The sequence below is a fragment of the Rhodococcus sp. P4_F5 genome (assembly GCF_056401315.1).
In genome coordinates, this window is record NZ_JBFUJP010000009.1 from 52,593 (window position 1) to 71,706 (window position 19,114).

Sequence of the window (19,114 nt, forward strand, 5' to 3'; positions counted from 1 at the left end):
GATCAGGGGGCGAGCGCCGCATTGTGGGCGGTCAACAGCGCGCCGAGCAGGTAGTGCCCGTCCGCGGAGTCGAGCGGGATCAGCCCGCCGACGGCCTCGACCGCAGGATGGGCCGTCGTGGCGGGGGAGTCGGCGAGCATCCACGACAGCGTGTTCTCGTCGTGACGCGGCCGGTACTGCACGCCGTCGACCCGGGGATTGGCGGCCAGGATCGCCGCCGCCCACCGCCGGGTGTGCAGGTAGCCGGACGGGTCGCACTTCGTCAGCCACACCCCTGCGTTGATGCGGGCCGCGCCGGTTCCGGTCAGGTCCACCACCCGCAGCGGGCGGGTGGTGCGCAGCTCGCTCAGGACGCGGCCGCTGACCTGGGCGCGCGGGATCAGGCGGGGGGACTGGTCCACCGGCAGGTTGCGGCACAGCGTCTCGGCCACCGCCGCGGCCGGGCTGTCGCCGATGTACAGGTACGCGTAGGAGCCGTCCATGCTGTCGAAACGGCCGCCGGCCCGCACCCGGGGACGGGGCGTCGGGTTCAGGTCCGCGGCGCCCCGGGTGGCGCTGTGGATGCGCCACACCGAGGTACCGGCCGGGACGGTGGTGAGCAGGGCAGCGGGCAGCGCCGCGGGTGGATCCGGGTAGTCCACCGGCCGCTCAGTCCTGCGTCAGGTCGTCGGCCATGTCCTGCAGGTCCTGCTCGTGCCCGCCGGCGACGGCGAGTTCGGCAGGGGAGCGCGGGTCGTCCGCGAACGCGGTCCGGTTCAGCCACCACGACGCCACGCCCCACGGATCGTTCCTGACGCCCAGCCTCTGGTTGATGTCGGCGACGATCGGCCGCACCTCGCGCCTGTCCGCGTCGAACTGGAAGGCGGGGTAGAGCTTCTGGCCGGACGCAGGCAGGGCGATGACAGTGCCCGCCGCGGCCAGACGGCTCGCCGTGTTGCGGCTGCTCGGCGCCTTGCCGAGGACCCGGCTGACCGCGGTGGAGTCGAGCATCTCGTGCTCGTCGACGATCGAGTTGAGGGCCGAGGTGACGATCCGGGTGCGGGCCACCGCGGCGGCGGCGGGGTTGGTGACGGCCCGCTCGTGCTGCAACGCCAGGGCCGGGCTCATGGCGAGCAGCGCCGTCACGTCGTCGCGGACCGGACGCAGGTTCGGCCGGCGGGAGATCTCCGCGGCGAGCAGGTCCACGAGGTCCTCGTCGGACAGGGCGTGGATCGAGTCGCGTGCGCGGTCACGGTCGACGAGCATGGACACCACCTCCAGTAGTGCCACAAGTGTACCGCGTACCAGCTGTGTCAGTTCCTCTCATGTCTGAGCATCCACATAGAGTGCGCCCAATCAAGATCAACAACGGAGGTAGGCGAAGTGAGCTCCACCATGTACTCGACGCCGTCGGGATCGGTCACTGAACAGTGGGAACGCATTGCGAGGTGACTACTGACGAACCTCGACTCGCTGTCGATCGCCGGCGCCGACGCGGCGGCGATCGACAGCGCACAGCAGGCCACCGGGGTGAACTGGCCCGCCGAACTCACCACACTCTTCGAGCACCTCAACGGATTCCCGCCCGCCGCTCACGTCGCGCTGCTGCCCATGCACGAGATGTTCAGCCTGGATCGTGCCGTCGAGGAGCGGGCGATGGAACTCGACATCTGGGGCGAGTTCGACGAGGAGATGGGCGCCCCGGACCCCGACGCCGCCGCGGGCGACACGGCCGGAACGTACATCCCCGCGTTCGTCCCGTTTGCCGGAGCCGACGGCTACCTGCTGGTCGTGGACGCCCGTCCCGGGCCGCTGCACGGATGCGTCACCGAGTTCGAGAAGGTCGACACAGACAGTGCGGGTCCCCGCTGGGTCTCCATCAGCGCGATGCTCACGGACCTGGCCGACAGCATCGAGACCGGCGCCGAGTTCGACATGGGGTGGACGCCGGTGGTGGCGGACGGACGACTCGAATGGCGCAGCCGGACCTGACCTGCCCGCCTGTGCGGCCGTCAGGGGAGAGGCGCCGGTCGGCCACCCGACGGCCGCGGAGCCGGAGCGAAGGGGAGGACGGTCTGGCCGGTCGGCTGAACGACGAGGGGTATCGCCGAGGCGAGCAGGCCCCGGAGCCGGCGTGGGCGGGACTGGGGACAAGGCCCGAGGGTTTGCGTGGCGCCGGTCGGCGAGCGAGCCGACGCGTGATCACGTAAACTATTGGAGTGCACCATGTTTCATGGATAACAGTGATTATCCATGAAACATGGTTGGGGCGGGGTCGCACCCTCGGTCGAGGAGGGTCGCCGGCACTGCCGCCGCTCCGTGGGTCCGGCGACGACGAAAACCACTCCGGCGGCAAGGCGTTCGCGTCGGGTCCGACGCCTCGGGTTCCTCGACGACCGAGCTGCGGTGACCCGAACCTTGATCGACGACGCCTCGCGCGGACGCCTGCCGGCCCCGATCCGACTCCGGCCGATTGAGCCGCCAGGGGGGCCGGTCCGACCGGTGGCCGTCGCGCAGGAGTCCGTCCTGTATCCGTGATGCATTGCGCCCGAGGACCTCTCCGCGTACGCCGATCTGTTCCGATGCCCGGCACCGCCGCCCGGGGGCGTCCCGAAGAAGGAAAAATGACATAATGTACATTATCGGATCCGGATTACCGGGCGAGGTCAGCGGCCCGGTTCGGACTCTGCGGCTCCTCGGCATTCCTGACTCGAACTCCCGTGCGCGGCCGGTTCGCCGCGGCGTTCCGATTCTCCGCAGCGACATGTTCGGTGCGGAGAATCGGCCGCGACGTCATCGCGCGGCATCCGCGGCCGGTTCCCGATATGCAGCGGTTCGCCGATCCGAGGACCCTCGGATCGTTGGCCCCGATTCCGCGAAAACCTCGAATCCCTTGGAGTCGCAGGTTTTCGGGTTTCCGGATCGCTCCCCGGCCTTCCCGGCCCCCACCCCAATACGTCACTGTGACGAAAGAATCCCGGACGGCGGGCTGCATTCCGTCGCCCGGCCGATCCGAATCACGAGCCGAACGGCTCGGAAGGCAAAACTATGCATCGCTCAGTATCTGCCGCTAGCCTCGACGGCGACGGCACCCCGCGTGCTGTGGGCCGATGACTCCCTCCATCCCGGCTGAAGAGCCTGTGAACCCCAACAAGGAGAACGCGACATGACCGTCAACCTGTCCCGCATCAAGATCTCGCGCGGCGAGCTGTCCTTCTTCGAGGCGATGCCCGAAGCCGGCACGGACGTCAAGGGCACCGTCGTGATGGTCCCCGGCTTCACCGGCTCCCGGGAGGACTTCCTCCCGATGGCGCCGTTCGTCACCGCCGCCGGCTACCGGCTGATCTCGTACTCGCAGCTCGGCCAGTACGACTCCGACGGCCCGGACGGCCGCGACGCGGTCGGCGAGTACACGATCGCCAAGTTCGCCGCGGACCTCGCCGAGGTGATCGACAAGGTTGCGCCCGGCGAGAAGGTCCACCTTGTCGGCCACAGCTTCGGCGGCCTCGTCACCCGGGCCGCCGTACTGAACGACCCGGCGCGCTTCCTGGACTACGTGATCCTCGACTCGCCGCCGAGTGGTCAGAACCTGGGCGGCGCCATGGACATGGGCCCGATCCCGGAGCTGCTGTGGGCTGGCGGCAACGAGGCCTTGTGGCAGGCCATGTTCGGCGCCTTCGAGGACATCTTCCCGGCGCCGGTCAAGGAGTTCCTGCACAACCGGATCATGGTGACCAAGACCGCGAACATCGCCGGGATCGCCCTCACCATGGGCACCGAGCCGGACCGCGTCGAGGGGCTGGCCGCGACCGGCGTGCCGATCCTGGTCGTCGCCGGCGAGCACGACGTCATTCCGGTGGACATCCAGGCCGACGCCGCGGCACGACTCGGCGTGAAGTTCGAGATCATCGCGGGCGCCGCCCACACCCCGAACGAGGAGAAGCCCGAGGAGCTGACGAAGGTGCTCGTCGACTTCTGGGCCGGGACTGCCTGACGCTGGGCTCACGCCATCACCGGGCGCCCCGGGGTCACCGCCGGGGCGCCCCGGCCGCGGTGACCCCAGGGCGCGCCTCCCCCGGTCCCCTGGTCCGGCGCAACGGTGACGAAACTTTCTCGGCCGCGGGATGTCGAGAACCGGCGTGTGGCTCCGTCCCAGTAGCGAATACGACCACAATGGGTCGTACCGCACCTAGGAGAATCACGATGGCCAAGTACTTGTTGCTCAAGCACTACCGCGGCGCCCCGGCGGCGGTCAACGACGTACCCATGGACCAGTGGACGCCGGAGGAGATCTCCGACCACGTGCAGTACATGCAGGACTTCGCGGGCCGGCTCGAGGCGACCGGCGAGTTCGTCGACGGTCAGGCGCTCGCCCCCGAAGGGACGTTCGTCCGGTACGACGGCGAGGGTCGCCCGCCGGTCACCGACGGCCCGTTCGCCGAGACCAAGGACCTCATCGCCGGCTGGATGGTGATCGACGTCGACAGCTACGATCGCGCCCTCGAGCTGGCCGGAGAGCTGTCGGCCGCCCCGGGGGCAGGCGGGAAGCCGATCCACGAGTGGCTCGAGCTGCGCCCGTTCCTGACCGCGCCGCCCACCATCACGGAGTGACCTCCTCAGGTGAATGAGGTCCTGCTCCGGAGCCTCACGCCGAGCGTGCTCGGCATCCTCGTCCGCCGCGGAGCCGACTTCGCGGCGGCCGAGGACGCCGTCCAGGACGCGCTGGTCGAGGCGGTCCGCGCCTGGCCGGCCGACCCGCCGCGGGATCCGAAGGGCTGGCTGGTCACCGTCGCCTGGCGCAAGTTCCTCGACGCGACCCGGGCGAACGCGGCCCGCCGTCGGCGTGAGGACCTCGTCGGCGAGGAGCCGGCGTCCGGTCCCGCGCCCGCGGTGGACGACACGCTGCAGCTCTACTTCCTGTGCGCCCACCCGTCGCTGACGCCGGCCTCCGCGGTCGCGCTCACGCTGCGCGCCGTCGGCGGGCTGACCACCCGGCAGATCGCCCAGGCCTACCTGGTCCCGGAGGCGACCATGGCGCAGCGCATCAGCCGGGCCAAGCGCACCGTGTCCGGTGTGCGGTTCGACCAACCCGGCGACGTCGCCACCGTGCTGCGCGTCCTGTACCTGGTCTTCAACGAGGGCTACTCCGGCGACGTCGACCTCGCCGCAGAGGCCATCCGGCTCGCCCGGCAGCTCGCGGCCGCGATCGACCACCCCGAGGTGGCGGGGCTGCTCGCCCTGATGCTGCTCCACCACGCCCGGCGCGCCGCCCGGACCGCGCCCGACGGCGCCCTGGTGCCGCTCGCCGAGCAGGACCGCGGCCTCTGGGACACCCGCCTGATCGCCGAGGGCGTCGAGATCCTGCAGGCGGCCCTGGCCCGCGACCGGCTCGGCGAGTTCCAGGCCCAGGCCGCCATCGCGGCGCTCCACGCCGACGCGCGCACCGCCGCGGAGACCGACTGGGTGCAGATCGTCGAGTGGTACGACGAGCTGGTGCGACTGACCGGCAGCCCCATCGCCCGGCTCAACCGTGCCGTGGCCGTGGGCGAGGCCGACGGCGCCCGAGCCGGCCTGGCGGCGCTCGCGGCGCTGGACGACTCACTGCCGCGCCACGCCGCGGTGGCGGCGTACCTCCGCGAGCGGGACGGAGACCTGGCCGCGGCGGCAGGCCTCTACGCCGAGGCGGCCCGGCAGGCGACGAACCTCCCCGAGCGCGACCACCTCGTGCGGCAGGCCGCACGGCTCAATGCCCGCCCGGGCCGTTGACCGGGAGCCCCTGGGCCGCGCCCTACTCCCCTGTTCCGCCTCCCCGAGCGGTCCCTCACCGGACCTCGGCACCCACCCGACCCGTCCGTCGAGGTGGTTGTGAACTGGGGTTTCGGGCATCGGCCCGGTAGGCATGGTTTGCCGATATCCCACAGATTATGCAATTACACATGCCGGATCGGACCCAAGGCGATCCGATCCGTGGGCACCGCTGGTTGACCTGCTTGACTTGACCTACTTGACCATGGACGATGGTGTCATGAGCAGCCCACTGACCGACGTCATGGCAGCGGAGATCGCGGCCAGCGGCATCGACGAGACCGAACTGAACCAGGCCGACGTGCAGTACGTCGAGCACCGGATCCGCGACGTGCTCTCCGGACTCAAGGCCCGGCGCGTCTGGGAGAACCACATCGGCCCGATCCTCACCCACAAGCAGACCCTCGAGGTGACGGGCTGGACCAAGCAGGCGCTGAGCCAGGCGGTCCGCGACCGCCGGGTGCTGCGTCTCGAGGCCGAGGACGGGACCGCCGGCTACTCGGTCACCGGATTCGACGACGCCGCCCCGGCCAAGCCGATCCCGGGGATCAAGGAGGTGCTGCGCGCGTGGTCGCACGCCGACCCGCAGGGCTGGACCGTCGCGTCGTGGCTGATGACCGAGCAGCCCGAACTGGGCGGCCGGACCCCGCGAGAGTCGCTCCTCGGCGGCGACGCGACCACCGTGGTCGCCCTCGCCCGTCAGGCCGCTGATCGGCTGGCCGCGTGAGCGCTCCCCGCGCCACGTCCCACCTGTCCACCCCGCCTCCCCCGGACCTGCTGCGTGACCGGTTCCCGGCCGCCACGGTCCGGGCGGGCACCCGGCTGCACCGCACCCACGGCTCCGCGTTCAGCCCGTGGTGGTTCGGCAGCCGCGGACACGGCCGGTTCGACCTCGCCGAGCCGTACGGCACCTGCTACACCGCCGAATCCGAGCAGATCACCCTGCTCGAGACCTGGGGCGGTATCCGGGTGGTCCCGAGCACCGAACTGCGCGGCCGGGCACTGTCCCAGCTCGAGCTGTCCGCCGACCGGCGGATCGCCGACCTGACCTCGAACCTCGCGGTGCAGTTCGGGGTGACCGCGGAGATCTTCACCACCGTCGACTACCCGCTCACCCAGCTGTGGGCGGCCGCGTTACGCGAGGCCGGGTACGCGGGCGTCCGCTACTGGGCCCGGCACGACCTCACCCACACCCACGCGTGCGTCGCGCTGTTCGACGCCGGCGGCGACCGTACCGACGCGCCCGGCACCGGCGACTACACCGTCGTGCGCACCGACAAGCTCGCCGACCGCGGCGAGGTGTTCGAGGAACTGCGCAAGCGGTCCGGGATCACGGTCCTGGCGATACCCCACTCGCTGTGAGGCCGGTCGCCGAGTCCCCCACGCGCCGAGCGACTTCCGCCGCCGTACCCGTCGAGGGGGCCGATCGAGGCACCCTCCCCCGTCCCGGGCGCCGTCGCCACCACCCGGGGAGCGCCGGGCCGCCCCGTTCGGGGCGGCCCGGAACGGGAGAACCGCTGTGGGCGAGCCGGATTGGTGGGCGACCACCGGGTAGGCAAAAGTGCCGATAAGTTGGATTATGACATTATTACCACAGTGCGGGACGCCGGTTCCGTCGTTGCCGGGCCGCACCGCGCTCGTCAAATACGTTCCTGACCAGTGCATTCGGCGCGAATCTCGCGCCGCCGCACGGTGGGCCGGGGGCGATCGAAGGTTCACCGCCCCCGGCGCCGGTTGCCACTCCCCTACCCCACCGCCGCGATCGGCCTCCACAGAGACGCACAACCCTTGGCTCCGTCCTGTTTCCGGGCCGCAGACCGCGGAGCGGCGCTCGTGATCCACTAGTTTCGAACCATGGACACGGTTTCGCTGCTCCTGAACTCGCCTCGTGGCCGGTTCTTCTGCGCCGACGTCGGCTACGCGTGCAGCGACGACGAGCGTGCCTCCCACTATCGGCGGCCCCAGACGCCGGACGACGCACTCGAGGTGCTCGAAGACGTCGACGTCCGCGCGATTGCCCGGTTGTCGGAGATCGACCTGCTCGACGCCCTGGCCCTGGCCACGGACTTCGCGCGGTACTGGCAGCCGCCGGACGAGGAGGACCGGATGTTCGCCTGCCCGGAGATCGTCGCGGCCCTGCGGCCGATCGCCCGGGCCGTCCTGGCGACACCCCACGCCAGGTGGTGGAACGAGGCGGTCGACCTCGCGGGCCAGCGGTACGTGGAGAAGTTCCATCCCCGCTGGGGCTGGTCGGAGTTGCCCCTGCACATCCATCGCGCGGCCGGCCACCTGGAGCGGTGGCGTGCGGACGCGCTGGCCACCGAACGCCGGTTCCGGGAGGACCAGGCCGCCGATCCGGACCGGCGAGTCAGCGGCGAATGGTGGTCCACGCCGGTGGTCGCCGGAACGACCGACACCAGCCGGACGCGGGAGGGGCTCGGCGCCGTCGAGCTGCTGCTCGAGGAGGACGACAACTCGGACGGCGCACAGGCCCGCGTCTGGCCGGTCCGGGTCCACGGGACGCCTCGCGTATACGAGATCACCGATCCGTCGGACTGGGCACACCTGGTGGACGCGTACCCCTTTCCCGTGCCGGCGTCGCGTCGCTCCGACTGGTATGCCACCACCGGGGAGCACCATGACTGGTTCATTCCGGACTGGGCCGCGGTGGCGGCCGACTACGACGCTGTCCACCTCACCGTCGTCGGCTACCTCACCACGCCGGGGATCGCGATCCCCCTGGCCGCCCACCCCGGCGCCACCGTGCTCGCCGGCTGGAATCCCGATGCCGCCATCTGGCTGCGCAACGACTTCCTCACCATCGACGACGACCCCACCGACTGGCATCGGTACCGGGACGGTCCGTGGGAGCCCGCCTGACCCATTGACACACAGCTTAGCCTCACCTAATCTCCTCTCGTGTGCCAGTCCCCGAGCGAGGAGCCCAGCCAGTGATCGACGTCCTGATCGAGAACGCCCTCGCCCGCAATGCGGTGCGCCTGGTGACGCAGTCGCCCGACGGCTTCGACGAGTACCACCTCGATCGCGCGGGCGACTCCGCCCGGGTCGAGCCGCCAATTGCCGTCCACGTGCGCCCCGACGGCCGGTTCTCGCGCGCCGAGGGCGGGTCCGGCCTGCTGAGCATCGGCCAGGTGGCGACCCTCTGCGGGCTCTGACACCCGCCTCCCGGTGACGCCACGCGCGCTGTCCACGCGCGGCAGACGGACCGCGGCGCCCTTGCGGGCCGCGACCACGCGGAGCATGATCCGATGAAGGCCGGTCGTCGCCCACGCCCCGGGGAAGCGGGGCCAACCGAACTGCGATGTGGAGTCGGGTATGGACACCCACTTTCAGCCAGATCACAGCGCGGCCTTCACCGTAGAACGACGCCGGATCACCGTCCGAGGGATCGTGCAGGGCGTCGGATTTCGGCCCTTCGTCGCCCGACTGGCCACCGAACTGGGGCTCGGGGGCCACTGCGGCAACGACGACGCCAGTGTCTTCGTCGAGGCCGAGGGCCCCGCGGCGCAGTTGGCGGAGTTCGCCCGCCGGATCCGGTCGGACGCGCCGCCGATGTCCGTCATCGTCGACGTCGCATCGGAATCGCTGCCGCCGCAAGGCGACCGCACGTTCCGGATCACCCCGAGCCGCCACGTCGCGGGGGCCCGCACGCTGGTCTCGCCGGACGTCGCCACCTGCGCGGACTGCCTCCGCGACCTCCGCGACCCCGCGAACCGGCGGTACCGGCACCCGTTCGTCAACTGCACCAACTGCGGCCCGCGGCTGACCGTGGTGACGGACCTGCCCTACGACCGCCCGAACACCACCCTGGCCTCGTTCCCGTTGTGTCCGCGCTGCCGGCGGGAGTACGACACACCGCAGGACCGGCGGTTCCATGCCCAACCCATCTCCTGCCACGACTGCGGGCCCCGGATATTCCTCGAGCGCAACGGCGTCCGGACCGACGGGGACGACGAGGTGCTCCACCGGGTGCACCGGGCGCTGACCGACGGCCTGATCGTCGCGGTCAAGGGGCTCGGGGGCTTTCACCTGGTGTGCGACGCGACCGACCCGGCCGCCGTGCGCCGCCTGCGCGAGCGTAAACACCGACCGGCCAAGCCGTTTGCGGTGATGGCGCCGGATCTCCGCCGGGCCGGCGAGATTGCCGAGGTCGACGAGGCGCGGGCGCGGCTGCTGGGGCTGCCCGCCCGGCCGATCGTGCTGCTGCGCAAGCGGGACTCGGACGCCGCGTCGGCGGAGCTGGCACCCGGCGTCGGGGACCTGGGGGTGATGCTGCCGTACACCCCGCTGCACCACCTGCTCTTCACCTCGGTGCCCGGCCGGCCCGACGACAGGGTCCCGACCCTGCTGGTGATGACATCCGGAAACACCAGCGGCGAGCCGCTCTGCTTCGAGAACGAGGACGCCCGGCGTCGCCTCGGCGCGGTCGCGGACCTGTTCCTGATGCACGACCGCGACATCGCCGTGCCCTGCGAGGACTCCGTCCTGGCGGTGTCGGAGGGACGGGAGGTGCCGATCCGGCGGTCCCGGGGGTTCGCTCCCCTGCCGGTCGCGTTGCCCGCGCCCGGCCCGGTGGTGCTGGCGGTGGGCGCCGAGGTGAAGAACACCTTCTGCCTGACCCGTCAGGACTTCGCGTTCTGCTCCGCGCATCTCGGCGACATGGGCACCCTGGAGAGCCGGCGGGCGTTCGAGCGGTCCGTCGACCAGCTGACCTCCCTGCACCGCGTCACCCCCGAGCTGGTGGTGGCGGACGACCATCCCGGCTACTCGACCCGGCAGTGGGCCGCCCGCTACAGCGACGCGACGGGGGTCGAGCTGTGCACGGTGCAGCATCACCACGCCCACATCGCCTCCCTGCTGGCCGAACACGGCCGCCTGGGCTCCCGGGTGCTGGGCATCGCCTACGACGGCACCGGGTACGGCTGCGACGCCACCGTGTGGGGCGGGGAGCTGCTGCTGGTCGGCCCCGACGTCCTCGACGCCGAGCGGGCCGGGCACCTGCAGCCGTTCTGGCTGCCCGGCGGCGACGCGGCGGTCCGCAACCCGGCCCGGGTGGCGCTGGCGCTGCTCCACGAGGCCGGGATCACCGAGATCGACGACCTGCCGTGCACGATCGCCCTGGACGCCGCGGAGCGCCGCCTGGTGCAGTCCCAGCTGGGCTCGGGGGCGGCGGCCGTCCGCACCACCAGCGTCGGCCGGCTCTTCGACGGCGTCGCGTCCCTGCTCGGGGTGCGCCACCGGGTGAGCTACGAGGCGCAGGCGGCCGTGGAACTCGAGGCCCGCGCGCGCTCGGCGACGTGCGCGTCGCCGCTGACGATGCCGGTCGACGACGGACAGCTCCTCCTCGGGCCGCTGCTCGACGGCCTCGTCGCCGGGGTCCGCGCCGGGGTGGCCGTCGCGCCGCTCGCCCTGGGCTTCCACCGCGCGCTGGCCGACGCGACCGCCGAACTGGTCGCCCGCACGGCGGAACTGACCGGCGTGGGCACCGTCGGCCTCACCGGCGGGGTGTTCCAGAACGCGCTGCTGCTGCAGATGCTGTGTACCGCCCTGCGGCGCAGGGGTTTCGAGGTGCTGACCCACGAGCGGGTGCCGGCCAACGACGGCGGGCTCTCCCTCGGCCAGGCGGTGCTCGGTACCGCGCTGCTCGCCCGTGCCGCGCGCCRCCCGGCGACGGACCGACGACGGATCGGAGCGATGCGATGACCGAGGCACCGGCGCAGACACCCCTGATCGACGAGGACCTCTCGCAGGACCTGGCGACGGCCGCCCTCGCCCTGGCCCGCAGGTTCAACGCCGGCGCCACGCTGTGGGTGGTCTCCCCACAGTGGGAGCCGCACGCCCACCACGTCGCGGTGGAGTTCGTCCACCCCGTGATCATGGGCAAGCGGGCGCTGCCGTCCGTCGCGCTGGTCGAACCGGACCCCGTCGCGCAGTGCCGGGTGGCCACCCGGCCGGGCGACGTGATCATCGCGGTCGCGTCGGCGGACCAGCCGCAGGTGCTGGACGTGATGCGGCGGGCACCCGCGTGGGGCGCGGACACCATCTGGATCGGCTCCGGGCCGCGGCCACCGGCGGGCGGCGCCGACCACACGCTGTGGGTGGACTCCGGCGACCCGATGGTCCCCGCGACGGGGCGGTTCGTGCTGATGTACCACCTGCTGTGGGAGTTGACGCACGTGTGCTTCGAGCACCCGGGGCTGCTGACCCCGGACGCCGCGGAGTGCACCGAGACCGGCTGCGTGACGTGCAGCGACGAGGGCCGGCTCGGCGAGGTGGTGCTGCCGCCCGCGACGGCGATGGACACCGCGCTCGTCCGCACCGCGACCGGGGACGAGTCGGTCGACGTGACCGTCCTCGGCGACGTCGCGCCCGGGGACCTGGTGCTGGTGCACGGCGGCGCGGCGATCAGCCGGGTCGCGACGGCGACGGAGGCGGCGCGGTGAGCGAGAAGGAGAACACCAACTTCCTGTACCCGTTCATCGACGCCGAGGAACGCGACGCCGGCGCGCTGCTGACGGACCTGGCGTCCTCGGCCCGGGGCAAGGCGGCCGAGAGCGCGCGCCTGCAGCGGGCCTCCCTCGACGAGTGGGGCGAGCAGGTGACGGCGGCGGGGACGCTGATGGCCGAACGGTTCGGGCAGGGCGGGCGCCTGTACACCTTCGGGAACGGCGGCAGCTCCACCGATGCCGCGACCCTGGCCTCCCTGTTCAGCCGCCCGGCGCTCGGCCGGCCGGTGGCGGCCTGGTCGCTGGCCGCGGACCAGGCGGTGGTGACCGCGCTCGGCAACGACGTCGGTTTCGAGCTGATCTTCTCCCGGCAGATCATCGCCCACGCGAGGTCCGTCGACATCGCGATCGCGCTGTCCACCTCCGGCAACTCCGACGACCTGATGACCGCCCTCGCGGAGGCGCGCAGGCGCGGACTGCTGACCGTCGGGTTCGCCGGGCACGACGGCGGCCGGATGGCCACCTCGGAGGACCTCGACTTCTGCTTCACCGTCCGCTCCCAGAGCATCCACCGCATCCAGGAGAGCCACGCCCTCGTCGGGTACCGGCTCTGGTCGGCCGTGCAGGACCACATGGCACGGCCCACACCGCATCCCGCGACGTCGAGGACAGGCGAATCCAGATGAGCAGCACACCGGTCGGCGCCCAGCCCCCCACCTCCGCCGAGCGCGAGGGCCGGGTCCTCGACCGCATCGACGCGTTCCGCAAACGCCGCCCACGGCTGCTCGAGACGGTGGTGACGCTGGCGCACGGCGCCGGCGGCAAGTCGTCCGCCGCGCTGGTGGACTCGGTGTTCGTCGAGGCGTTCCGCAACCCGGAGCTCGAGCAGCTCGGCGACTCCGCGGTGATGGGGCTGCCCTCGGGTGAGCGTGTCGCGTTCTCCACCGACTCGTATGTGGTGCAGCCGCTGCAGTTCCCGGGCGGCTCGATCGGGAACCTGGCGGTGCACGGCACCGTCAACGACCTCGCGGTCTCGGGGGCCCGGCCGCGGTGGCTCTCCGCCGCGTTCGTGATCGAGGAGGGTTTCGAGATCTCGCTGCTGCGCACCATCGTCGCGGACATGCGGGACTCGGCCGCCGCCGCGGGGGTCGCCGTCGTCACCGGCGACACCAAGGTGGTCGGGAAGGGCGCGGCGGACGGGCTGTACATCTCGACCGCGGGGGTCGGCGTGGTGCCGGCCGGGCGGGTGCTGGCAGCGGACCTGGTCCGGCCCGGCGACCGGGTGGTGGTCTCCGGCACCATCGGCGAACACGGCATGGCGGTGATGCTGGCCCGCGGCGAGCTCGCCATCGAGGCGGACATCGCCTCGGACACCGCGCCGGTGAACGGCCTGGTGGAGGCGTTGCTGGCGGCCGCGCCGGGCACCCGGTGGATGCGCGACGCCACCCGGGGCGGCATCGGCACGGTGTGCAACGAGCTCGCGCAGTCCGCCGGCGTCGCGGTGGTGCTCGACGAGCAGGCCCTCCCGGTGCAGCCGCAGGTGCTCGGCGCCTGCGACCTGCTCGGGATCGACCCGCTCTACGTCGCGAACGAGGGCAAGTTCGTCGCCGTGGTGCCGGCGGAGGAGTCCGACGCCGCGGTCGCGGCGCTGCGCGGGCAGCCGCTCGGCGCGCAGGCCGCGGTGATCGGCGAGGTGATGGCGGACCCGCAGGGCATCGTGGCGCTGCGGACCGCGTTCGGCGGCAGCCGCATCGTCGACATGCTGGTCGGCGACCCGCTGCCGCGAATCTGTTGAGCCGCAGGACCCGCGAGGGAAGGAACACCGAGATGTGCTTGGGCATACCGGGACAGGTCGTCGAAATCGTCGACGCGCACGAACACCTGGCCAAGGTCGACGTCAACGGGATCCGCCGCATCATCAGCGTCCGGCTGCTGGCCGACGAGGGTCTTCTCGTCGGCGACTGGGTGCTGGTCCACGTCGGGTTCGCGATGTCGAAGATCGACGAGGCCGAGGCGCAGCTGACCCTCGACCAGGTCCAGAAGATGGGCGCCGACTACGTCAACGAGATCGACGCGTACAACTCCTCCGAAATCGCCTGACCGAGGCGTCCACGCAGAGCGAGGTAGCCCCATGAAGTTCGTAGACGAATTCCGCGACCCGGCCGCGGCCCGCGCGCTCGTGAAGTCGATCACCGAGCTCGCCGGCGACGACGAGTTCAAGTTCATGGAGGTGTGCGGCGGGCACACCCACACCATCTACCGGCACGGCATCGAACACCTGCTGCCCCCCTCCGTGGAACTGGTGCACGGCCCCGGCTGCCCGGTCTGCGTCATCCCCATGGGCCGGGTGGACGACGCGATGTCCCTGGCGCAGCGCCCGAACGTCATCTTCACCACGTTCGGCGACATGATGCGGGTGCCGGGGTCCGCGGGCAACCTGATCGAGGCGAAGGCACACGGCGCCGACGTCCGCTTCGTGTACTCGCCGCTCGACGCGCTCAAGGTCGCCGTGGACAACCCCGACAAGGAGGTGGTGTTCTTCGCCGTCGGCTTCGAGACCACCGCGCCGTCCACGGCGGTGACGCTGGTGCGGGCCCGCGCGCTCGGCGTGACGAACTTCAGCGTCTTCTGCAACCACGTGACGATCGTGCCGCCGATCAAGGCGATCCTGGAGTCCCCGGACCTGCGGCTGTCCGGCTTCCTCGGTCCCGGCCACGTCTCGACCGTGGTGGGCATCCGGCCGTACCGGTTCGTGCCCGAGGTGTACGGCAAGCCGATCGTGGTGGCCGGCTTCGAGCCCCTCGACATCCTGGCGTCGGTACACATGCTGCTGCAGCAGATCCGGGACGGCCGCTGCGAGGTCGAGAACCAGTACATCCGCGTGGTGCGCCCCGAGGGCAACCCGCAGGCGCTGAAGCTGATGGCCGAGACCTTCGAGCTGCGGCCGCATTTCGAGTGGCGCGGACTGGGCTTCATCTCCCAGAGCGCGCTGAAGGTGCACCCCGACTACGCCGAGTTCGACGCGGAGGAGAAGTTCTCGATGCCCGGGGTGCGGGTGGCCGACCCGAAGGCGTGTCAGTGCGGCGAGGTGCTCAAGGGCGTCATCAAGCCCTGGGAGTGCAAGGTGTTCGGGACCGCGTGCACCCCCGAGACCCCGATCGGCACGTGCATGGTCTCCCCGGAGGGCGCCTGCGCCGCCTACTACAACTTCGGCCGGCTGCACCGGGAGACCGCGCTGCTGGTGGGCCGCGGGTCGGAGGGCTGAGTGCCGAGCGAACCCGGCCACCGCCTCTTCGCCCGGTACGCGCACGCGCCCAACGCGCTCGGCTACTGCGGGCCCGCGGACGCGCGGGCGCTGGAGCTGGCCGCGTGCGGCCACGACGGAGCGGACGTCGATATGCCCGCGGTGGCAAGCCGGTTCAGCGGCGCGTGGCCCTACCAGCAGCTGATCGCCGAGCTGTCCGGGATCGGGGACCCGCTGGACGAGCGGGTGGTGCGCGCCTACTGGACCGGCAACGAGCTGACCGACCGGGTCGACCGCGACCGCTTCGGCCGGGAGCTGCTCGCCCGCTTCGCCTCCCGCGCCGGCCACTACTGGAAGCACCTGACCGACGAGCTGCTCCCCGAGGTCGCGCCGACGCACACCTTCCACGTGCTGGCGGTGTACCCGTGGTCGCGGCTGCTGGGATCCGGTATGCCGCAGCCCCTCCAGGTGCTCGACTCCTGCCGGATCACCTACGGGACGGTGACCGAGGTGCGCGAGGACGACGTGCTGGTGCGTGCGCGGCCGATCACCTACGACGGGGCCCTGCGACTCGGGGCCGAGCAGGACCGGCCGGCGCGGTACCGCGTCGGTTCCGGGGCGTTCGTGCCGGACCTGCGTGTCGGCGACCGGGTGGGAGTGCACTGGGACTTCGTGTGCGACCGGCTGGGTGCCGACGAGGCGCAGCGCCTGGAGCACTGGACGCGGTGGCAGCTGGAGCGCACCAACGCGCGGCTCACCGGCTCGTGACGAGAGCGTCGACCCACAGGCAGATCGTGGTCCGCAGCGACTCGTGCCGGTCGCCGAGTGAATTGCCGGGGGCTGGCATCCGCGCCCCGAAGGCGAAGTCGAACACCAGCCCCTCGAGCAGGCTGAGAAGGTCACGCGCAGCAACCGGAGGATCGGACGCGCCCAGGTCGTCCATCAGTGCCGTCGCCGCAGCGAACGAGAACAGGCACGACGCCAGACCCGATCGCAGCTCGTCGTCGTCTGCCGCGTCGGAGACCAGCGCATACCGCGCCAGCACGTCCCTGCGACGGTCCGTCAGCAGCGTCTCGAGCTGGTCGGCGATCAGGCTCCCCGCTTCGTCGATTGTCCACTTCGTCTGCGGCGGGACCGCCGAGACGGCCTCGTCGAAGTGCTCACGGGACCGGCGGGCCAGGTGGGCAATGGCGGCGGACACCAGTGCGTGACGGGTGCGGTAGTAGTACGACGTCGATCCCCGGGCCAGGCCGAGTCGCGCATCGACTCCCTGGTGCGTGAGCGCGTGGTTTCCGCCCTCGGCCGCGAGATCCAGCGCGGCCTCGCAGATGAGGTCTCGACGTGAGCGACGGTGAGCCATGTCTCCATCATCTCAGTACTCTACGATGCTAGAGTTTTGGCATGCGCTGGACCCGTAGGACGTCACCGTCAAGTCGTTCGCTCCATGTCGATGCCGCCGTGTTCGACACGGCCGCAGCAGAACTGGGATTCGCCCTCGACGACGCGCAACGCCGGGCCGCAGCAGCCCTCGTGGCCGACGATCAGAATCTGTACCTCTGGGGCCCCGTCGGCCGGGGCAAGAGCTAGCTGATGGCGACGTACTTCGCCGCACTGCCGACCGATCGGAAGATGCGGGTTCACTTCCACGAGTTCTTTCGCGACCTGCACCTGGCCATCCGAACCCACGGCAACGACCTTGCTGCAGCCCTGGACGAACTCCTGCGCGGCGTGGATCTCGTGTGTTTCGACGAGTTCCACGTCCACGACCCCGCGGACGGCAAATTCATCGCTCGACTGCTGCCCGCCCTTCTCGACCGGAGGATTCGGGTGATCCTCACCTCGAACTACCCTCCCCACTCCCTGCTACCCAACCCGCTGTTCCACGACGACTTCGTACCCACCATCGACCTGATCGAGCGGTCCCTGACGATCGTCACCGTCGACGGACCCGTCGACTACCGCACCATCTCCGACCACGAGGCGGGTTTCGCTGCCGGATCCTGGGTCAGCCCCAGCACAGCAGAACAACAAGCGCGCCTCGGGCTTCGCTCGCCGAGTCCGGAGGAACACCGGGCGCTCACCCCGGCCGGGCATCCCATCCACGTCCGACGCGCGACGGATCACTGCCTCTGGATCGACTTCACCGACCTGTGCGAGGGCACCACCGCCCCCGTCGACTACCTCGCACTCACCCGACAGTTCCGCAACTGGGTCGTCAGCGACGTCCCAGACCTCCGAGTGATGGGACGCGAACCCGCCCAACGCTTCGCCAACGTCGTCGACGTGCTGTACGACCGCGACATCACCACCGTTTTCCTCGCGACCATGCCGCTGGACACACTCACCGACAGCGCACAGCTTCCCGTCGACATCGAACGAGTCAAGAGCAGGCTCGGCCAACTCGGCCGAATCGAACTCGATGTGGCCGAGCGATAGTTGGCCTTGACCGGCATCGTCTCGAACCCACGCCAACCGGCAACTCGGATCTCCGAGCGGCCTAGGCGAGCGGCTTCGGTAACGAAAGCCATCTCATCCCGCGATAGCTGGCGGAGGGCATAGTTCCGCCGTCCACATCTCGCACGGTCCCGGCCGGGACAACAGATCAAGGGGTTGATCGTGAATACACGTAGGTCGAAGCAACTGCTCGCCGCGACAGCCATTTCCACGGCAGTGCTCGCATGTGCAGCGGCGCCTGCAGCAGCCGCATCGAGCTCTGATCCGTTGGTACCGATCACCGCGTCCGCGGGGAGCGCCTCCGCCGGCGGCAGTGGCGCGCCGGAGGGGCTGACCGCCGACGCCCTCATCGCCGCCCGCAACGCGGGACTCCCGATCTACKAGACCGGTCGAGTCGTGATCGTCTCTGCGACCAAGATGGGCGCGATCCATGCGACCGAGTACCGACGCGTGCACGACGTCGATGCCCTGGACTCGCCGACAACGAAGTTCGTTGTGGTCGGCGCCGCCGCGCCGGACAACTTCTACGTCGTGCACGGGTACGACAACCGTGACTCCATCGTGGTCAACATGCGCCCGAGTGGAGACCCCCTGTGGGGAGGTTTCTCATACGACACGACGCCGCAGTCATGGTGGAACAGCCCGCTTGTCCAGCTTCCAGGTGGCGGCCCCGACGTGGGCGTGGCGTTCGTTCGCTAGCGAACCCCATTCCAGGCTGTCCGGGCGCACGACAGCGCATCCAGTACAGGCCGTCATCGGCACTCGCCGGGTTAGGCTGCTGCACATGTTCCAGGACTCGCGAGGCATTGCGGATATCCTCGCCGTCCTGGTGACGTGGGCGACCGTCGCCTTCATCGCCGCCACACTCCCGCCCACCGGCGATAACAACGTCCTGCTGGTGGGACTCCTCGCCACCGTCGTGGCCGTTGCGGCCCTCGTGCTCCTGGGCCGCGCCGACGACCCGACGTGCGGGCAATGCCGCACTGCGCGAGGTCCGACCGCCGAGGAGCGACGRCTCCGCGGTTCGTTCCGCCGCCACAGCCATCCCGACACCGCGGGCCGTCCGCGGCCACGGGCACCCGGCCCCGTCGCGGGGGCCGCGCTTTCTGCCGCGTTCTGACCGGTCCCCGCCTCCTCGCGCTTCCACCACACCACGAGGAACTCC

22 protein-coding genes are annotated in these 19,114 nt (G+C 71.0%); 19 read left to right on the forward strand and 3 right to left on the reverse strand.

The window, feature by feature from the left end:
* Positions 1-2 precede the first annotated feature (2 nt).
* Positions 3-641 (reverse strand): RES family NAD+ phosphorylase, encoded by a 639-nt coding sequence (locus tag AC1DU4_RS06640; RefSeq protein WP_477838249.1) that lies wholly within the window; start codon positions 639-641, stop codon positions 3-5.
* Positions 642-648: 7 nt separating this feature from the next.
* Positions 649-1,245, reverse strand: a complete 597-nt coding sequence (locus AC1DU4_RS06645) for a hypothetical protein (RefSeq protein WP_477838250.1) — start codon at positions 1,243-1,245, stop codon at positions 649-651.
* 213 nt (positions 1,246-1,458) lie between these two features.
* On the opposite strand from AC1DU4_RS06645, the gene AC1DU4_RS06650 reads away from it, so the two are divergent.
* The 15 genes from AC1DU4_RS06650 to AC1DU4_RS06720 all read left to right on the forward strand — a co-directional run bounded on the left by AC1DU4_RS06650 (position 1,459) and on the right by AC1DU4_RS06720 (position 16,263).
* Positions 1,459-1,971 (forward strand): SMI1/KNR4 family protein, encoded by a 513-nt coding sequence (locus tag AC1DU4_RS06650; RefSeq protein WP_477838347.1) that lies wholly within the window; start codon positions 1,459-1,461, stop codon positions 1,969-1,971.
* Between the two features lie 1,174 nt (positions 1,972-3,145).
* Positions 3,146-3,973 (forward strand): alpha/beta fold hydrolase, encoded by an 828-nt coding sequence (locus tag AC1DU4_RS06655; RefSeq protein WP_477838251.1) that lies wholly within the window; start codon positions 3,146-3,148, stop codon positions 3,971-3,973.
* A gap of 209 nt (positions 3,974-4,182) precedes the next feature.
* On the forward strand, positions 4,183-4,590 hold the full coding sequence (locus AC1DU4_RS06660) for a YciI family protein (protein WP_477838252.1): 408 nt from the start codon (positions 4,183-4,185) through the stop codon (positions 4,588-4,590).
* 9 nt (positions 4,591-4,599) lie between these two features.
* On the forward strand, positions 4,600-5,745 hold the full coding sequence (locus tag AC1DU4_RS06665; RefSeq protein ID WP_477838253.1) for an RNA polymerase sigma factor: 1,146 nt from the start codon (positions 4,600-4,602) through the stop codon (positions 5,743-5,745).
* Between the two features lie 259 nt (positions 5,746-6,004).
* On the forward strand, positions 6,005-6,511 hold the full coding sequence (locus AC1DU4_RS06670; protein WP_477838254.1) for a hypothetical protein: 507 nt from the start codon (positions 6,005-6,007) through the stop codon (positions 6,509-6,511).
* Positions 6,508-7,146, forward strand: coding sequence for an RES family NAD+ phosphorylase (locus tag AC1DU4_RS06675; protein WP_174556710.1), 639 nt, complete (start codon positions 6,508-6,510; stop codon positions 7,144-7,146). The genes AC1DU4_RS06670 and AC1DU4_RS06675 overlap by 4 nt, the downstream gene beginning before the upstream one ends.
* Positions 7,147-7,638: 492 nt before the next feature.
* Positions 7,639-8,664, forward strand: a complete 1,026-nt coding sequence (locus AC1DU4_RS06680; RefSeq protein WP_477838255.1) for a hypothetical protein — start codon at positions 7,639-7,641, stop codon at positions 8,662-8,664.
* A 71-nt stretch (positions 8,665-8,735) separates the two neighbouring features.
* A complete protein-coding gene (locus tag AC1DU4_RS06685) occupies positions 8,736-8,960 on the forward strand; it encodes a hypothetical protein (RefSeq protein WP_072845300.1) in 225 nt (74 codons plus the stop codon).
* Positions 8,961-9,120: 160 nt separating this feature from the next.
* Positions 9,121-11,508 carry a carbamoyltransferase HypF gene (gene hypF, locus AC1DU4_RS06690; RefSeq protein ID WP_477838256.1) on the forward strand — a complete coding sequence of 796 codons (2,388 nt, stop codon included), beginning with the start codon at positions 9,121-9,123 and terminating at the stop codon, positions 11,506-11,508.
* A complete protein-coding gene (locus AC1DU4_RS06695) occupies positions 11,505-12,248 on the forward strand; it encodes a hydrogenase assembly protein HupF (RefSeq protein ID WP_072845298.1) in 744 nt (247 codons plus the stop codon). Before hypF ends, AC1DU4_RS06695 begins: the two co-directional genes overlap by 4 nt.
* Positions 12,245-12,937: a D-sedoheptulose-7-phosphate isomerase gene (locus AC1DU4_RS06700; protein ID WP_477838257.1), complete on the forward strand. Its 693-nt coding sequence runs from the start codon at positions 12,245-12,247 to the stop codon at positions 12,935-12,937. The genes AC1DU4_RS06695 and AC1DU4_RS06700 overlap by 4 nt, the downstream gene beginning before the upstream one ends.
* Positions 12,934-14,046 carry a hydrogenase expression/formation protein HypE gene (hypE, locus tag AC1DU4_RS06705; protein WP_477838258.1) on the forward strand — a complete coding sequence of 371 codons (1,113 nt, stop codon included), beginning with the start codon at positions 12,934-12,936 and terminating at the stop codon, positions 14,044-14,046. Before AC1DU4_RS06700 ends, hypE begins: the two co-directional genes overlap by 4 nt.
* 32 nt (positions 14,047-14,078) lie before the next feature.
* On the forward strand, positions 14,079-14,351 hold the full coding sequence (locus tag AC1DU4_RS06710) for a HypC/HybG/HupF family hydrogenase formation chaperone (protein WP_477838259.1): 273 nt from the start codon (positions 14,079-14,081) through the stop codon (positions 14,349-14,351).
* 31 nt (positions 14,352-14,382) lie between these two features.
* Complete coding sequence (hypD, locus tag AC1DU4_RS06715) at positions 14,383-15,516, forward strand: hydrogenase formation protein HypD (RefSeq protein ID WP_072845294.1); 1,134 nt, start codon at positions 14,383-14,385, stop codon at positions 15,514-15,516.
* Positions 15,517-16,263 carry a DUF6390 family protein gene (locus AC1DU4_RS06720; protein ID WP_477838260.1) on the forward strand — a complete coding sequence of 249 codons (747 nt, stop codon included), beginning with the start codon at positions 15,517-15,519 and terminating at the stop codon, positions 16,261-16,263.
* Here the strand turns inward: AC1DU4_RS06720 and AC1DU4_RS06725 are convergent.
* Positions 16,250-16,855: a TetR/AcrR family transcriptional regulator gene (locus AC1DU4_RS06725; protein ID WP_477838261.1), complete on the reverse strand. Its 606-nt coding sequence runs from the start codon at positions 16,853-16,855 to the stop codon at positions 16,250-16,252. The genes AC1DU4_RS06720 and AC1DU4_RS06725 overlap by 14 nt on opposite strands.
* 41 nt (positions 16,856-16,896) lie before the next feature.
* Between AC1DU4_RS06725 and AC1DU4_RS06730 the strand changes: the two genes are divergently transcribed.
* From AC1DU4_RS06730 to AC1DU4_RS06745, 4 genes are all read left to right on the forward strand, one after another.
* Positions 16,897-17,082, forward strand: coding sequence for a hypothetical protein (locus AC1DU4_RS06730; protein WP_477838262.1), 186 nt, complete (start codon positions 16,897-16,899; stop codon positions 17,080-17,082).
* 3 nt (positions 17,083-17,085) lie between these two features.
* The gene (gene zapE / locus AC1DU4_RS06735; protein WP_477838263.1) at positions 17,086-17,931 is read left to right on the forward strand and encodes a cell division protein ZapE; all 846 of its coding nucleotides are present in this window, start codon (positions 17,086-17,088) and stop codon (positions 17,929-17,931) included.
* A 285-nt stretch (positions 17,932-18,216) separates the two neighbouring features.
* A complete protein-coding gene (locus AC1DU4_RS06740) occupies positions 18,217-18,648 on the forward strand; it encodes a hypothetical protein (RefSeq protein WP_477838264.1) in 432 nt (143 codons plus the stop codon).
* Between the two features lie 85 nt (positions 18,649-18,733).
* Positions 18,734-19,069, forward strand: a complete 336-nt coding sequence (locus tag AC1DU4_RS06745; RefSeq protein ID WP_477838265.1) for a DUF6412 domain-containing protein — start codon at positions 18,734-18,736, stop codon at positions 19,067-19,069.
* Positions 19,070-19,114: the final 45 nt, after the last annotated feature.